The following is a 13,907-nucleotide window of genomic DNA, read 5'->3' as shown; positions in this document are numbered from 1 at the left end:
AGATTAGCAACAAGAATACCAACCACCCGAAAGTGATTGATACCCATTCCCAAACGAACATAGTTTACTCCTTTCTTTGCTTTGGTTTATGACTTGATTGACCTGACATTCTTTTAAATAAGTCTTCAGCTTCTTTTTTTGACATCGACATATTCTAAATACACCTCCAATCTCTCCATTTTTTCCTCAAAATTATAAAATTCCTCTGTATAACGGACTGTTCCTGCTTCCCATTTTTCAATTGGATACAGTCGTTCTTTTCCTGTCGGCATGTGAATAACTATGTTTTTATTACCTTTTTTGCTAGTTCGGATTTCCGTTTCGAGATTGTTTTCTTCAACATATTGAGTCATAGGCATATCAATGTATTCCCAGCCCTTGTTTTTACCCTCTACAAATTTGGTATCAACAATCTTGTAAGAACCTTGTATCAATTCTTCGAGTTGATCTGGATACTCAGATATATTCGAGACGTCCAAAGACTTACTTGAATTAAAAATAAATTTAACATTTTTTCTTGAATTCAAGCCTCTCTTCTTCGTCTCAAAACCAACAACCCTATCTTGCTCTAGTTTCTCAATGAACTCTTTATCACGAGTAGCCGACCTTATACCAAAATTGAGCGTATCTCCGACTTGATAATCCGAATAATCGCCTGAACGCAATTTTTCAAATCGAATCAGCTTGTCTTTTTCAAGAGGTTGACTATCAATCAAATCATGAATAGCTTTAACATCTGCTTTTGTTTTGTCTGTTATTGTGTGTAATTGGCCTTCGCCGTTCATATCCCACAAATAAGTCGGTTTGAATTGTTTTTCATCTGTGATATATTGCGAGTAGTCACAAATCTTTTGATATTCACCATCTGTATAATCATACAATGTTTTTTGCATATCTTGAGATAATTTGAGTACATCTGTTTTTTTCGGTTTTTTAGCACGTTTGACTGATTTCTTTTCATCATCAACATACTTGCTATACCACTCTTTATAACTCATATCTGCAGGCACATACTCAACTTTACCCGTCTTAGGATTTCTAGCTCGTCGCTCTAGCTTGCTGTAGTCTGCGTCCTCATCGTGTGCGATAGTCGTAGACCTGCACCAGGGATGCATAGGAGGATGATTGACGCCAGGTACAGCCTTGTCTGTGTCATAGATCTTGTTGTCGTGTTCTTGGCAAATGCGTGATGTACGTTTGTCTAAGACAGCAACAAAGATATACTTCTCTATGTCTGCTTCTTCATAGCTGAGCAGTTCCATTTGATTGTGAAAGAAGGCTGACTCGGTCCAAACCAATCGCCTTGCGTTGTTTTGGCCAACTTCGAACCGTTCTGCGATCGCTTGAGATGTATCTCTTACACTTCGACCCGTCATGAGACTTACCAGAAGCTCGTCTTTCACACTTGAAGCGAGCGCCCCAGTATTTGACCATATTCTGTCCGAATAAGCCTCTCCCGTCCATTTTAGCCCCCTCAAACGCTTGATTTCAGTTTCAGGGAGATTAGAGAAACTATAAGCGAGTCCTGTCTGTTGTTGGAGGTCAAAAGTAGCCTTGTAGTAGCTATCCTTCATCAGGTCGCTATAAAAAGCATCTGAGCCTGATTTCTCTGAATGATAGATAGACTCACGCATACGGTCTAAATCGTCGTTTAGACGCTCTAAACGCTTCATGCGATAAGCATAGGCTGGGCTGTCCAAATCAGCAAGTAATCGTTGAATATTTGGGTCATTCGGTCTAGCTTCAAGAACCTTGCGAAGTTCATTCAGGTCTTTTTGGTCTTTCATGTTCTTTAGGACCTGTCGAGCGTCACGCTCACTCAAACCATAATCACGCTGAAACTTATCAAAGATCTTGTTGATTTGCTTATCTAAATATGCTTTAGATTGCTTGTAAATCTCATCAAACTTGTCGGCTTGTTTCTCAGCCTTATCCATCTGCTCATAGATGAGATTAGCCTTCCTCTTGGTCCAGTAATCCTTGTTCTTCATCTGCTACCTCATCGTCTGGCTTCGTGTTAGCTTGGTTGAAAAATGGCACACGTTCCTTGTTCTTTTCTTTCTCTTCCTCGAGTTCTTCAAGTTCAGCGTCAGGATCTTCAACGAATGGCAAGAGAGAAATAAGCTGGCGAAGTGAGACTTTACCTTCAAGATTATTGATAATCTGTGACAATTCGAGCAAGTTCTTAGGCAATCCACGACTGAATTGAGGTACGATTGAATGTGCTTCAAGAGCAATCTGCTGCATGCCCAAATAATGCGCAAAGATAGCAATACGCTGACGCAATCCTCGCTTATAATTAGCTTCTTTCGTCTTAGTTATCATTTCAAGTCCTAGTAGCTTGAATTCCATGGCTACGCCCGAGCTATTCCCTGCGAAGTTCTCATCTGTCAAATTCGGCACATGGCTGAATGTGTAGATGTCCTCTTTCAAGGCCTTACGCAAAATTTCAGTCGCGTTCTCGTCCAGAGCGTTCTTTAAGAAATCAGCTTTGGCATCCATTGGAAGCTCTAAAAGCCCTTCTTCAGCAAGAATACTCATTGCTTCTCGTGCTTCTTCTTGGTTGTCAGCCAATTGCGCTCCGTACAAAACAAGAATAGACTCTACTGCTTGCTCCTTGTCATTTACACGGTTGCCCATCAATGAATTATAAGCATCAATCAAGCTGATTTGTTGCTCGTAGTCGCCAATCGCAAAGTGATTGTTGCGGTATTCGATGATTGGGATTTGACCAAGGTTGTGAGGCTCTACTTGCTCATTCTGGGTTGTTCCCATACTCGAATCACGCAGTACAATGTGATAGTGCAGATTTTGAGTAAAGACTTCCGCTTGATACTTAGTCGCATCCTTTGTATCATCCTTAATTTCGTAGTAGTAGACCGCAAACAAGGCCTTGCGCTCGATGCTATCATCGTATACAAGAAATACATTCTCAGGGTCTACGCTAGTCGAATCAAGTTCAGTCAGTCCCTCTTTAGCATAGATGTACTCGTAAGCACGCCCATAGATAGCCATGTTCAAAGCGTTCTGCGCATCTACTTGGTCGATTTCAGCACCATCGAAAGCCTTAAGCAAAGGCTCAAGGTCGCTCTCAGCCGTATTGTTATACTTGATAGGATTGCCCATGAAATATCCAGTAGACGTATCTGCGATGTCCTTAGCGTGGTTGGCTACTGTTTTGAAGTTCGGAGCGTTCTTATTTCGTCTTGTGTGATTCAAAATAGCATGTTCGCCCATGTAGTATTTCTTCAAATCACTCAAGTGACTGCGCTCTTGCGTGTGCTTACGAATCAGCTTGTAAATCAATTCTTTACTCAAAGCTGTTTCATCGTATCCGTCTCGTGGATAGGTTAAAATCTGATACATTTAAATCCTTTCTATAAACCGTATTGCGAACGTCTGCGTACGGTAGCTTTTGGTTGCGAATGTTGCGAATAAATCGCATAACGCACCGCATCCAGCACATCGTCATTTTCTTTCACTGGCTCGCCCGTCTTTTCATTCCATATGTACTGATAGACCTCATCTTTGAACTTGCTGACCTTATCTGAAACAACAAAAAAACGCCCAGCTTTCATTAGCTTGGCGACTTCTTCAATTCCAGACAAGACTGACTTGTTAGCGTTAAAGGTTTTTAATTGTTCTCTCTGAAACCTAGCCACATGCTCAGGTCGTGCACTATCTGCCCAGAAAGTGATATTGCCATATCGTTCTTTGATATCCTTAGCGAGTCCTACCCAAAAGTCTATCTCTTTGTACTGGTAAGCGTGTTCTTCTAACAGATAAACCAAACCGTCTGAGGTTTCTCCGATAACAACGATAGAACCAAAGTGTTCGTAACCCCAGTCTACGCCAGCATATATCTTCGTGATATCTTCTGACACATTGTCCACAAACATTTTCTCGCTAAAATCACGATAGACGACGCCCTCGCCAGTCACCCAAAGACCAAGGATGTCTCGGTCATAGAAGATGCCTGCCGGTGTGGCTGATTTTATATTCTCACGGTATCTATCAGACATGAATGTATTATCATCTAGCTTGAAATGAAAGTCTATAATCATATCATCCCCAGTATTTATATAATCTCGTCTGAGCCAGTGTGTTGGGATGTCTGGGTTACTATCCCAAACAATCCGTGCACCCTCTCCCGAACAACGTGAGATGATTTCTTTGAACACTTGTTCATTTGCCAATGATGCCTCGTTTATGTAGGCTCCAAAAGCAGTGAAACCACGGGCACGTTTTAGTCCTGAAATCGAACCAGTATATACTTGAATGATTTTGACTCCGCAGAGAGTGAAAGCTCCGTGTTTATCGTATTTTGGCTCGATACCAAACATATTATAGAGTTCTTGGATGATATTGTTTTGAATTGATGTCGAAGATGTCCCAGCCAATATATACATTGGCTCGTCAATGTTCAACTTATCAGCTATTGTTCTAACTCTATCAATTTCATTCAGGAAGACCATATTGTTCAAAACAGTCTTACCTGAACGTTTTGCACCATGCAAACCACAAATAAAGAAATCATCGTTCAACACTCGTCTAAGGACTCGTTCTTGTTTTGGGGTGAACTTACTTGTCATTAAACGCACCTCTCAATGCCTTGGCAAACTCAACAAGTTTGTCGTTTTGTTCGTTATCCTCACCGATTTGAGTTTTGAGTTTTTCGATTTCTAGTTTCAGTTTTTCATCAATCAACTCCAAGTCATGGAAAGTCATATTGTTCATACCTTCCAAAGCAGAAAGAAAGGCGTTTGAATTAGCTTGTCTAATACCGTCATTCTCAATGCTTGCCCTAGCTTTATTTTTTAGCCATTCATACTCATTGAAAGCCTGCTCTCTAGACCACAAGGACATATTAGAGAACTGTTTGAGCAACTCACGATACCTTACCAAAACCTTACCATTTTGAAGAAGCTCGCTTGCTTTAACATCGACCGTGCTATCTTTCCACTTTTTAGAAGTTGAAAAAGCTTGTCTATATGCTTGTCTTTGAGATAGTCCGGAGATTATCCCTTGGACAAATAGCTCTTGTTTTGGGGTTAATTTATCCACTCACCGGACTACCTCCTTTCCGACAAAATAAAAAAGCCACTCAAAGAGTGACTTAATGCAAGTAGACTACAGACTTGCGTGTTAATTAGTAATCAATTTGAAAGTTTCCCTTTTTTTATTTTTTTGTAGTCATTTAAAACCTCTGAGGGAATCAAACCCTCTAGCTTATAACTTATCCGGAATATAATTAGCTACGCAATCATGCGAGGTCTAGTCGCTCCGCAACCATTTGTAAGTTAATGAGTGATATATGAATGCTAAGCCTACTGCCTACCCCATTCTGGGACACAAAATACTCAAAGGAGAGTGTGGGATTTGAACCCACGGACCACAAATAAGCGACCACCCGTCTAGCAAACGGGCGCATTCAACCTGACTCTGCCAACTCTCCATATCAAGGGAAGACTTACTGCCTTACCCTTAATTCTTGATACTACCATTCTAACAGATTTTCAGAACTGTGCTAACAAGTCTCATTCTATCCTGTCCGATTTTGTACGGTTCTATTTTGTCAAATACTTTCCAATACATCATCTAAGGCAGTTATTGCGGCCGTTCGCCAGGTATAGAACGTTGTCCGACTAATACTTAAACGGTCACAAATGTCATCAACATACATTTTTGAAATATAACTCATTCTGAGAATAGACCTATACTTTGGATTATCAAGCCTGTTGATCATTCTACCTAATTCAAGTTTCCTGTTAATAACTTCCTTAGTATCCTGCTCTATGGCCTCTTTCATCACGACAAGCTGAGTATAGACGTCATCAACTTTTCTAGCTTGTCCGCCTTGGACTTTGACATCTGACCACTTAGGGCTTGAGAGCAAACCTGCCTCAAGCTCATTGATTTCATCTATACGGCTTTGGATGTCCATGTCCAGATCCTGCAACTCTTTCAAGAGCTCTTTAGCCTTCACTCTCTATCTCCTTTGTGATATAATAGTCTGTGCGATAACTATTAGCTGAGGTAGAGAGTGTCTTGGCTTTTTTGTTTTAGTAGCTATTGAGTATGCTCATCGTCTTTTCATAGCTTAGATATACTTTTGCTCTTTCCTCCTCGTATCCGAATACTTTGGGAATTCTGAAGTAAATGATTGTAGCGTTGTCATGTTGTTTGACAACTGAGAAAATGTGCTTGAGCAAGCTTTTTCTAAAAGCTACATTAGGGAAAACTACAAGCTCTCGAGCTCCTATTCCTGTTGTAGTCACTTTCTTTATTTTGCTCCCTGTGTACGGATATTTTTTTGGTCTCATTCCTTCTCCTCCAAAAGCTCTGGATTTTCGTAGTTTATATTTAGAAATTTACCTAGCCAATCTAGCACTTCACGGCTAGGTAACTTATCTTTCTTTCTGTTAATGCAGTAGTTTGCAACAACAGCATCTAAAAAACTTCTGCTACTATTGAAATTAGGATGCGCTAAAATATGTTTTTTTAGTCTTTCTGCAATCGATGTATTCGGAACATAGACCAGTTGTTTTCTAATGTGATTGTAAAACATTCTTGCTTCTTTACTCATTTTAATAATCCTTTCAGTTGTTTTCTAACAAGACTTATTTTAGGAAAATCAGCTATCGACTTATTACCGTTTATAACAATGAATTTTCTTAACATTTTAGGGTTTTTGTGTATCATCTCTAACGCTTGTTCAAAATTCAAGTTTCTGATTTGGCTCATATAATGCCCTGAACAAAATTCAAAATTATTGATAAAACATTGTTTAATGAGTTCATCCGTCCATGATTTTTTAATTTCGTAATTGACTCCTAAAAAATCAAGCTCTTCTTCCACTTTCTGTAAAAGTTGATTTTTAGGATTCGTGCTTATAATTATCATAATTGCTCCTTGTTTTCGTAAATGTTCCCGACAACTTCGAAATTTCCACCATGCGAAAAATTAGACATATAATCCACATTCCAGCGGTCGTCGTGTGGTTTCAATCGATAACTTCCTCTTTCGTTATCGTAAAAAACAGTATAAGGACTATCAAGAACCAGAACTACGTCCCCTTCAAAGATCTCCTTTCCGTTTTTATCAAAAAGACAAGTTGATTGCATGACTGAATAAAAACCATCCTCTGTACTTAACGCTAAAAATAATTCACTGATTTCTTCGTAAGTTTTAAATACTTCAATTTCTTTTGTTTCTGAATTCCATGTTCTAAATTTTGGTGTCATTTTTCTTCCCCCTCAATCTTTATAAAATTCAATTTTTGCAAAGTTCTTTGGACTGATAGTGATAACTCTTTCTTCTGGTTCAATTTGATGTAGTTGTATATAACCTATGTTTCCATAATTTAAATCTTTTAATTTATAACATATATACTCACAACTCTCTTTTACTGTAATTGTTTCATCCATGTACGGATTTTGTAATCTGATTTTTGCCATCACCCCACCTCCTCGACTTCCACGCCTGGGCAATCAAACACCCAGCCGAAGCCAGCTTCTTCAAGTTCTTTGCGGGTGTGTTTTGTTTTATAAAGTGAGTTTTCCTCCCGGACTGAGAAAAGCCATTTTTTCGAATGTTTTTCGCAGTTCAAAGTTTCGTGATTTCCACAAACGCCTTTCACTTTCACCAAATACCTCTTCTCTTTCTCGACCTCGTAGCCGAACTGGTGCATGTTGATGAGGGTTTGAAAAGGTTTTGTGCTAGCGTTTAGAAACCACCTTTCAAACTCATTAAGTCTAGCGCCATCAAAAGTCGATGGAATATTATGGGTACATCGATACAAATTCCCTTCAAAATCATCCTTATTCTCTTCATACCAATCTGCCACAAACTGCTTTACTTTGACTTTATTCAACTCACCTCGAATCTTATCAGCACCTTTCAGTTGCTGACCAGCCCATTCTCCCTCAAATTTACCTTGCTCGTAGCCTTCACGCCATTTTGCATGGCTGAAATCCTGTTCAAATTCACTCATGATAGCCTTTAGCCAAACTTCACGGTCATGCAATGGCAATTCTCGCAATCGAGCTAGTATGTTTTTGACATAGCGAGGCGCCTCGTCTGCGTGACCTGTTTCGGGTTCGTCTAGTTGTTTCACTAATACCAAAACATCGTCCAAAGCAACATAAAACTTTTCTCCATACAATCTATCTAAATTTCCAATTTTCTCAATCAATTCCTGATAATTCATCTTCGCCCCCTCCATAAATCAAATAAACTGCAATAACTAACTGAGACATGCTTGGTGAATAGCCAACCCAATCATCAAACTCCTTAGATTTTGGCAACCAATCCTTAGTAGCACCCAAATCATAGTCTGTAGGTTTTTCATCGGCGAAGATACATTCCATCGCTCCCATAAACGTCATGCCATCTTCTGTCATTTCCCAGAAATAGTCCGCCCGGTCTTTCACTGCTTGTGGTAAATCTTGTTCGGGAGGCTTGGGCTTCCCGTCTTCTACCGACCAGCCGTAGACTTCATTAACTTTTTTCTTTAAATCTTCCATCATCTTCTAACTCCAACTTATTTTTAAAAATCCAGCTCTTGCACCTCATGGCTCAAAGACACAAGAGCTAGCAAATTCTTTATACGCTATTCGTCCAAGTCTGACGCATATTCCAGCTCGCTTTTAACGTGATTCGCGGCACGTTGATTTTAGTTATCATGTTTTTTCTCCTGTTTATCTAAATTCCTTTGCTATTGCGGCAATAACATTAACAGTCACGCTATTGCCTGCTTGCTTGTATAATTGACTGTTACTATTTACTTCTTGCGCTTTGTCAAAAGCCCAGTCTGGAAACCCTTGTAATCTCCAACATTCACGAGGTGTTAGTTTTCTAATTCTAAAATCAGGCTCAACCACACCTTGACTTTCTCCAGTTAAGAGAGTATTTGCTATCTGCTTACCAACCCTACCTCTACGAGTTTTTGAATTAGGGTGTGACAAGTTTACGCTATCGCCAATTTTTGCTTCAGCGTATCCTTGAGAGGTTGCTTCTTTGACTCTGATCTTAGGCTCAAGTCCTCCCCCTTGATAGGCTCTGATAGTTGGTGCGATGCCGTCTGTTTCGTAAACAACTCCACATTGATTAAAATTGGGTTGCAATACCCCAAATTGTTTTATAGTATTACTTTTTATGGCTATTTTCTGCCCCTCTCCCTTGTTCGTTGTAAGAGTAGGAGCTAATCCACTAGCTTGATATACTTCTCCATTCATGCCATTTCCAGACGGGTTGACATTACCGATTTTCACGACTGATTGGCTACTAGTTGACTGACTTTCTCCGCCGAGAGGAAAAATTCTTCTGGTACGTTCTCCTCTAAGATGTCCGACAATGAACACACGCTCTCGATTTTGGGGAACTCCAAAATTTTTGCTGTTAAGCATTTGCCATTCCATGTTGTACCCCAATTCATCCAAGGCTCTGAGGATGGTCTCAAATGTAGCTCCTCCGTCATGGTTGAGAAGTCCTTTGACATTCTCAAGGAATAAATATCGAGGTCTGAGAATAGATGCGAACCTAGCAATTTCAAAGAACAAAGTTCCTCGTGTATCCTCAAAACCTCGTCTGTTTCCTGCAATTGAGAAAGCCTGGCACGGAAATCCTCCACAGATAACGTCCACACTTCCGAATCCTCGAATAGACTCGTCTGATACTGCTGTGATGTCATGTAGTTCTATTTCTCCTTCAGTGTTATGTATCGCTTTATAACTGGCTCTTGCGAATTTGTCTATTTCACAAAATCCTATACATTCATGACCAGCGGACTCCATTCCTAAACGAAATCCACCGATACCAGCAAATAAATCTAAAAATTTCATTCTTTTATTTTCAAAAAAACGCGACTGCCTTTGTGATAATTGGCTAAATACGGGCAGTCGCTCGTCCAAGGTCACATGACCTTTACTGACGCTTTCTAGTTCGCAGTTTTACAAGAATGCACGGCTTGTTTAATTTTGAGTTGTTTCCATTTTGGAAATAGTTGGTTTTGGGTTATTTTGATTTTTCAACAGCAAACATATCCTCGAATTCATCTGTCTGCTCTTTGAACTTCATCGGGTTGTCCCCTCTGAAATAAAATCCATTATCATCCAATTCGCCTTTGACTCCCGTCGCCCAAGACAAGAAAATTGAGCCTTGGCAGTCAGGGCAATTCATGAATGTAAAGTAAGATGGGACTTTCCACCGCTTCGCACATCCACAAAACGGGCATTGCAAATCAACATCTACCTTCTCGCTTGGTTTCTGCGAAATCGCTGTGCTTCCGCTAAATTTTGCAGATAACTTGTCCTTCGCTGCTTTGATATTGACAGGATCAATTTCAGCTAACTTCTCAGCATCAATTTTTAAAACGGCCCCTGCATTCTCGGGATCTTTCTGACTTAAATCCTCAAGAATTTCGTCAGACCCTGTGATCATCTGATAGGCTTTGAATAAGGTTTGATAATCAAGTTCCTGCGCTCGTTCAAAACTCAATTTTACATCATCTTGTTCAATATAGATTTTCATTCTTTCCTCGCTTTTTCTAAAAGATTACTACCCATTTTTCGGTAATATGATGGGTTCTTGCATATTCTTTCACAGCCATTTCTTCGGCTTGGGTGCGACTATATGCCAAAACATGATAGAAAGCCTGTGTCTGTCTATTGACACCCCAGTTACACCTAATCTCATAGAATTTCAACTCTTTATTGCTAGACCAAAAGTGGGATGACCGCTTGCCTAGCTTGTATGTTTCTCTATCGACTCTCATAATTTTGGGATCAGTCATCAGATCACCTCCACACGTTGAGTCAACGCTTTCGTTTTGCAGTATTCGCAATGGCCGCATGGCTTCGCTTTCTCTTCGCCTCGCTTGATCTTATCAAGATGCTTAATCAGCATAGACAGTTCAGTCAGCTCATAGCCAAGCTTTTCCTGAGTTTGAAAAACGATGGCTCTTGTATCGGGAGTCGGCTCTTTTGTCACTGCGTAGATAATAGGGGTGAACTCTTTGCCGTACTTCTCTTCTAGCATCTTCTTGTAAGTCGCCATCTGAAGGACATACCCCCAAGCCTCGAACCAGCGGACTTGGATATTTCGTCCACTTGCTTCATCCTGAACCCAGACCATGCTATCAATGTCTGATTTTGTGGTCTTAATATCCACGAAATACCCTTTTTCGACATTGAGACAGTCAATCTTGCCTTTAAATTCCACACCTTCGATTTTGCCTGTAACAGCAACCTCTTTCTGGCCGACATAGTAGTCCATGAACTGCTTATCAGCTTCCAGTCGCTCAATCATACGCTGGCCGACCAAGAAGTCGGATTTCAACTGACCTTTGGTCTTTCCAGCTTTTGAAATCATGACATCTGCGTTTTCATCCATAAATTTCTTATGTACTTCTGGACTTTCAAAATAGCTGTGGACCATGTTCCCGACCAAGAGAGCCGTGTTGTCTCTCTGGTCTTCCCATTCTCCTTCCAGCTCTGCCAACGCCCGTGCTTCGCACTCTCTAAATCGCTTATATTGCGAGATAGACCAGTAGCGACGTGCAGAAGCTGCTGAATAGTAATCTTTGCCAAGTAAATCCATTGTCATTCCATTTCCACCCTTTCAGCCTTGCTTGCCATTTCAGGCATTACTCGGACAATAATCCCTAACTCTTGAGAAATAGCCTTGAATTGCTCTTTGACTTGACGCATATTTTTTTCAGGGAAAATAATTTCCATATTTTGGTATCGATAACCATATTTTTTAGCCACATCATCAGAAGCCATATTTTGCGATTTTTGGCCTACTCCTTGTTCGTGGGCACTATTACCCTCCGAACTCGTTTCAGGCTCAAATTCTGGCTGATTCTGAGTGTTTCGTTCTGTTTCCGCTTGAGCTTGTCTCATTTCAGTTGCGTCTGCGTGTAGGATATTGATAACATCCAAAACGGACTTGCCTTCCTTGAGCATGTCAACGTATTTTTGAGGAGTTAGATCATTATCCTCTGCAATAGCTGTCATTTCCTTGATACGTTTTTTAAGCTCTTCCTCTTCCTTGGCTTTGTCTGCTAGGTCTTTATCGTCTAAAATAGCTTGCAGGATGTCCTCTAGCTTGGCCCCTCCTTCATATAGTCGGATATAGACAGCTGGACCAAATCCGGCCTTAGCAGCTGCTTCTGTTATTTGGATAAGACCAGCTTCACGTTGCTGCTTCTTTTCTGCTTCTTCTGCGACCAAATCAGCAATCATTTTAGAGGTCGCTTGATTGATTCGCACATTGTCTGCCATGAAGCACTTTTTCTTGCTGAGATCGTCAAAGTAGATGGCAAACAACTTGATGTCAAGGTCGACTCCGCTGTCTGCAATTGCTGCTTCAAAGGCTTCTCTGATCGTCTCTTTGCGGGCTTCCGTCGCTCTTTCTTCAAATTCTTTAATCTGGTTTTTGATGTCCGTCTGCAAAGTTTTGATAGGGTCTAATACAGTATTAACCCATGCTTTCACTTCGTCCAACGGATTAGAGTAGTCTTTCAGTTGGTTTTTGAGCTCTTGTTCAATCTGACGTTGCACTCGTCCCAATTCGTCTTTAATTTTGGTGTCATCTGACAAGGTTTCTTCTGTCACGATATAGCCAGCGTATTTCTTTTGATATGCCGCTAAAGCTTGTTCCAAAACCTCCTTGCCTTGGATTTCGATTTCGGCCGCTTTCAGGACGAAGCCGACTTCTAACTCTGTTACTGGAACGAGCTCGAGACTATCCGTTACATCTTTTAATTCTTCAGTCATTTTAGAAATCCTCCCCTTCTAGCATGTCCATTTGACCATTTTCTGGCTCCTTATCAATTACTTCGCCCGTTTCTTGATCAAAATCTGGAACTTCATCTGCTGGGTAGCTTGTATCTGTGGTCGTCAACTCCTGGTTGATAACCTCTTTTTTTGGTTTTTCAGCCACTTCTTCAGAAGCTCCAAGGATACTATCTAATGTTTCAGCCTCTTCTCTCACTGGTTCAGCTTCTTTCATTTGACGATCATTGTCGTACTCGTCAGCAATTGTGTTATTGATTGCTCCAGCGAACAAGTCACTGTCATTACTTGTGTTGATAAACATTTTGGCAGCTCGGTTGATAACCGTACGCATGGCCATCTGGTCGGGGAAATCGATTTGGACATTTTTCGTTTTCGCCTTAGACCATGACTTGTCAATTTGTTTTTTAGTCATGACTTCAAAGAACTCTTCTCCATCAGTTCGAGTGATGATGCAATAAGCAGCAATTATTGGATTATCTGCGTTCTGCCAATCCGTCTCATGTTTGACTAACTTCTTACGCCCATTTTCAACTGATACCTCTAGCGTATCTCCTTCGTAGACAACATTTGCAGTAACATCTTTCACCTCTTGCAAATCTTTAGTAACTTTAATGGTCCCAAAATACGACATTCTAAGCTGAACATCCGAACCATATTTGATAAAGTAACATTGCTTTTTAGCCGGACTTAGTCCTTGGGTTACCATTTCTAACAATGTATTATAAACGCTGTCTTGAGTGCATTGCTGGAGCAAATTCCCGCTACTAGAATTTTTTAGAGCATAGTATGCCGAGCTCAAGGCATTGCTAACGCTATAATTCGGTGCGATTAGGAGCCCTTCCCCCTTCATCGCTTCGATTCGTGTCGCAACATTTGATGTAACTTGCTTCTGTGTTAGTTCGTTTGTCATTTTCTTCTACCTTTCGTTTTCTTAAAGTTCCAATTTTGACGCTTCAAGCGTCGATTTTCGTTTTGCAATTTCAAAATAATATCTTGTTGCTCGTTGATGATTTTTCCGAGTTCAATTCCAAGATGAATATACTCGGCTCTCCAATTGTCGATTTCTTCGTGTAGCTCCTGAATCATACTTCATCACCTACATATCGA

General features: G+C 40.4%; 19 protein-coding genes and 1 tRNA gene. All 20 read right to left on the bottom strand.

Annotation, left to right across the window (positions count from 1 at the left end; all coding sequences use genetic code 11):
* Positions 1-125 precede the first annotated feature (125 nt).
* The 20 genes from ADI74_RS11305 to ADI74_RS04410 all read right to left on the bottom strand — a co-directional run bounded on the left by ADI74_RS11305 (position 126) and on the right by ADI74_RS04410 (position 13,886).
* On the bottom strand, positions 126-1,991 hold the full coding sequence (locus ADI74_RS11305; protein WP_239682807.1) for a minor capsid protein: 1,866 nt from the start codon (positions 1,989-1,991) through the stop codon (positions 126-128).
* Positions 1,954-3,366 (bottom strand): phage portal protein, encoded by a 1,413-nt coding sequence (locus tag ADI74_RS04500; protein ID WP_049537302.1) that lies wholly within the window; start codon positions 3,364-3,366, stop codon positions 1,954-1,956. Before ADI74_RS04500 ends, ADI74_RS11305 begins: the two co-directional genes overlap by 38 nt.
* 11 nt (positions 3,367-3,377) lie before the next feature.
* Positions 3,378-4,592 (bottom strand): PBSX family phage terminase large subunit, encoded by a 1,215-nt coding sequence (locus ADI74_RS04495; RefSeq protein WP_049537301.1) that lies wholly within the window; start codon positions 4,590-4,592, stop codon positions 3,378-3,380.
* Positions 4,582-5,064 (bottom strand): terminase small subunit, encoded by a 483-nt coding sequence (locus ADI74_RS04490; RefSeq protein ID WP_049537299.1) that lies wholly within the window; start codon positions 5,062-5,064, stop codon positions 4,582-4,584. The genes ADI74_RS04495 and ADI74_RS04490 overlap by 11 nt, the downstream gene beginning before the upstream one ends.
* Positions 5,065-5,364: 300 nt before the next feature.
* Positions 5,365-5,455 (bottom strand) — tRNA-Ser (locus ADI74_RS04485).
* Positions 5,456-5,575: 120 nt separating this feature from the next.
* On the bottom strand, positions 5,576-5,944 hold the full coding sequence (locus ADI74_RS04480; protein WP_049537409.1) for a DUF1492 domain-containing protein: 369 nt from the start codon (positions 5,942-5,944) through the stop codon (positions 5,576-5,578).
* 118 nt (positions 5,945-6,062) lie between these two features.
* Entirely contained in the window at positions 6,063-6,323 is a 261-nt protein-coding gene (locus tag ADI74_RS04475) for a hypothetical protein (RefSeq protein WP_049537297.1), read from the bottom strand.
* Positions 6,320-6,586, bottom strand: coding sequence for a hypothetical protein (locus ADI74_RS04470; protein WP_049537295.1), 267 nt, complete (start codon positions 6,584-6,586; stop codon positions 6,320-6,322). Before ADI74_RS04470 ends, ADI74_RS04475 begins: the two co-directional genes overlap by 4 nt.
* Positions 6,583-6,903: a hypothetical protein gene (locus ADI74_RS04465; protein WP_049537293.1), complete on the bottom strand. Its 321-nt coding sequence runs from the start codon at positions 6,901-6,903 to the stop codon at positions 6,583-6,585. Before ADI74_RS04465 ends, ADI74_RS04470 begins: the two co-directional genes overlap by 4 nt.
* On the bottom strand, positions 6,900-7,244 hold the full coding sequence (locus ADI74_RS04460; RefSeq protein ID WP_049537292.1) for a YopX family protein: 345 nt from the start codon (positions 7,242-7,244) through the stop codon (positions 6,900-6,902). Before ADI74_RS04460 ends, ADI74_RS04465 begins: the two co-directional genes overlap by 4 nt.
* A 12-nt stretch (positions 7,245-7,256) precedes the next feature.
* Positions 7,257-7,457 carry a hypothetical protein gene (locus ADI74_RS04455; RefSeq protein WP_049537290.1) on the bottom strand — a complete coding sequence of 67 codons (201 nt, stop codon included), beginning with the start codon at positions 7,455-7,457 and terminating at the stop codon, positions 7,257-7,259.
* On the bottom strand, positions 7,457-8,209 hold the full coding sequence (locus ADI74_RS04450) for a DUF1642 domain-containing protein (protein WP_049537289.1): 753 nt from the start codon (positions 8,207-8,209) through the stop codon (positions 7,457-7,459). The genes ADI74_RS04455 and ADI74_RS04450 overlap by 1 nt, the downstream gene beginning before the upstream one ends.
* Positions 8,187-8,528 (bottom strand): hypothetical protein, encoded by a 342-nt coding sequence (locus ADI74_RS04445; protein ID WP_192833030.1) that lies wholly within the window; start codon positions 8,526-8,528, stop codon positions 8,187-8,189. The genes ADI74_RS04450 and ADI74_RS04445 overlap by 23 nt, the downstream gene beginning before the upstream one ends.
* Before the next feature lie 171 nt (positions 8,529-8,699).
* Positions 8,700-9,842: a DNA cytosine methyltransferase gene (locus ADI74_RS04440; RefSeq protein ID WP_049537288.1), complete on the bottom strand. Its 1,143-nt coding sequence runs from the start codon at positions 9,840-9,842 to the stop codon at positions 8,700-8,702.
* Between the two features lie 172 nt (positions 9,843-10,014).
* Positions 10,015-10,530 carry a hypothetical protein gene (locus tag ADI74_RS10775; protein WP_049537287.1) on the bottom strand — a complete coding sequence of 172 codons (516 nt, stop codon included), beginning with the start codon at positions 10,528-10,530 and terminating at the stop codon, positions 10,015-10,017.
* Between the two features lie 16 nt (positions 10,531-10,546).
* A complete protein-coding gene (locus tag ADI74_RS04430) occupies positions 10,547-10,792 on the bottom strand; it encodes a hypothetical protein (protein WP_049537285.1) in 246 nt (81 codons plus the stop codon).
* Complete coding sequence (locus ADI74_RS04425; protein ID WP_049537283.1) at positions 10,792-11,604, bottom strand: PD-(D/E)XK nuclease-like domain-containing protein; 813 nt, start codon at positions 11,602-11,604, stop codon at positions 10,792-10,794. Before ADI74_RS04425 ends, ADI74_RS04430 begins: the two co-directional genes overlap by 1 nt.
* Positions 11,601-12,779, bottom strand: a complete 1,179-nt coding sequence (locus ADI74_RS04420) for a DUF1351 domain-containing protein (protein ID WP_049537281.1) — start codon at positions 12,777-12,779, stop codon at positions 11,601-11,603. Before ADI74_RS04420 ends, ADI74_RS04425 begins: the two co-directional genes overlap by 4 nt.
* Position 12,780: 1 nt before the next feature.
* The gene (locus tag ADI74_RS04415; RefSeq protein ID WP_049537279.1) at positions 12,781-13,710 is read right to left on the bottom strand and encodes a recombinase RecT; all 930 of its coding nucleotides are present in this window, start codon (positions 13,708-13,710) and stop codon (positions 12,781-12,783) included.
* Positions 13,707-13,886: a hypothetical protein gene (locus tag ADI74_RS04410; RefSeq protein ID WP_049537277.1), complete on the bottom strand. Its 180-nt coding sequence runs from the start codon at positions 13,884-13,886 to the stop codon at positions 13,707-13,709. Before ADI74_RS04410 ends, ADI74_RS04415 begins: the two co-directional genes overlap by 4 nt.
* Positions 13,887-13,907 lie beyond the last annotated feature (21 nt).

This window comes from Streptococcus pseudopneumoniae, from assembly GCF_001074565.1.
GTDB classification, from domain to species: domain Bacteria; phylum Bacillota; class Bacilli; order Lactobacillales; family Streptococcaceae; genus Streptococcus; species Streptococcus pseudopneumoniae_J.
Note: the sequence above shows the minus strand (reverse complement) of the source record. Positions and strands in the feature narration are given on the sequence as shown.

What these genes read in the sequence shown, in the direction of transcription:
- ADI74_RS11305 (WP_239682807.1), bottom strand. Translation starts at nt 1,991, where the DNA reads ATGAAGAACAAGGATTACTGGACCAAGAGGAAGGCTAATCTCATCTAT.
- ADI74_RS04500 (WP_049537302.1), bottom strand. Translation starts at nt 3,366, where the DNA reads ATGTATCAGATTTTAACCTATCCACGAGACGGATACGATGAAACAGCT.
- ADI74_RS04495 (WP_049537301.1), bottom strand. Translation starts at nt 4,592, where the DNA reads ATGACAAGTAAGTTCACCCCAAAACAAGAACGAGTCCTTAGACGAGTG.
- ADI74_RS04480 (WP_049537409.1), bottom strand. Translation starts at nt 5,944, where the DNA reads ATGGACATCCAAAGCCGTATAGATGAAATCAATGAGCTTGAGGCAGGT.
- ADI74_RS04475 (WP_049537297.1), bottom strand. Translation starts at nt 6,323, where the DNA reads ATGAGACCAAAAAAATATCCGTACACAGGGAGCAAAATAAAGAAAGTG.
- ADI74_RS04470 (WP_049537295.1), bottom strand. Translation starts at nt 6,586, where the DNA reads ATGAGTAAAGAAGCAAGAATGTTTTACAATCACATTAGAAAACAACTG.
- ADI74_RS04465 (WP_049537293.1), bottom strand. Translation starts at nt 6,903, where the DNA reads ATGATAATTATAAGCACGAATCCTAAAAATCAACTTTTACAGAAAGTG.
- ADI74_RS04460 (WP_049537292.1), bottom strand. Translation starts at nt 7,244, where the DNA reads ATGACACCAAAATTTAGAACATGGAATTCAGAAACAAAAGAAATTGAA.
- ADI74_RS04455 (WP_049537290.1), bottom strand. Translation starts at nt 7,457, where the DNA reads ATGGCAAAAATCAGATTACAAAATCCGTACATGGATGAAACAATTACA.
- ADI74_RS04450 (WP_049537289.1), bottom strand. Translation starts at nt 8,209, where the DNA reads ATGAATTATCAGGAATTGATTGAGAAAATTGGAAATTTAGATAGATTG.
- ADI74_RS04445 (WP_192833030.1), bottom strand. Translation starts at nt 8,528, where the DNA reads ATGATGGAAGATTTAAAGAAAAAAGTTAATGAAGTCTACGGCTGGTCG.
- ADI74_RS04440 (WP_049537288.1), bottom strand. Translation starts at nt 9,842, where the DNA reads ATGAAATTTTTAGATTTATTTGCTGGTATCGGTGGATTTCGTTTAGGA.
- ADI74_RS10775 (WP_049537287.1), bottom strand. Translation starts at nt 10,530, where the DNA reads ATGAAAATCTATATTGAACAAGATGATGTAAAATTGAGTTTTGAACGA.
- ADI74_RS04430 (WP_049537285.1), bottom strand. Translation starts at nt 10,792, where the DNA reads ATGACTGATCCCAAAATTATGAGAGTCGATAGAGAAACATACAAGCTA.
- ADI74_RS04425 (WP_049537283.1), bottom strand. Translation starts at nt 11,604, where the DNA reads ATGACAATGGATTTACTTGGCAAAGATTACTATTCAGCAGCTTCTGCA.
- ADI74_RS04420 (WP_049537281.1), bottom strand. Translation starts at nt 12,779, where the DNA reads ATGACTGAAGAATTAAAAGATGTAACGGATAGTCTCGAGCTCGTTCCA.
- ADI74_RS04415 (WP_049537279.1), bottom strand. Translation starts at nt 13,710, where the DNA reads ATGACAAACGAACTAACACAGAAGCAAGTTACATCAAATGTTGCGACA.
- ADI74_RS04410 (WP_049537277.1), bottom strand. Translation starts at nt 13,886, where the DNA reads ATGATTCAGGAGCTACACGAAGAAATCGACAATTGGAGAGCCGAGTAT.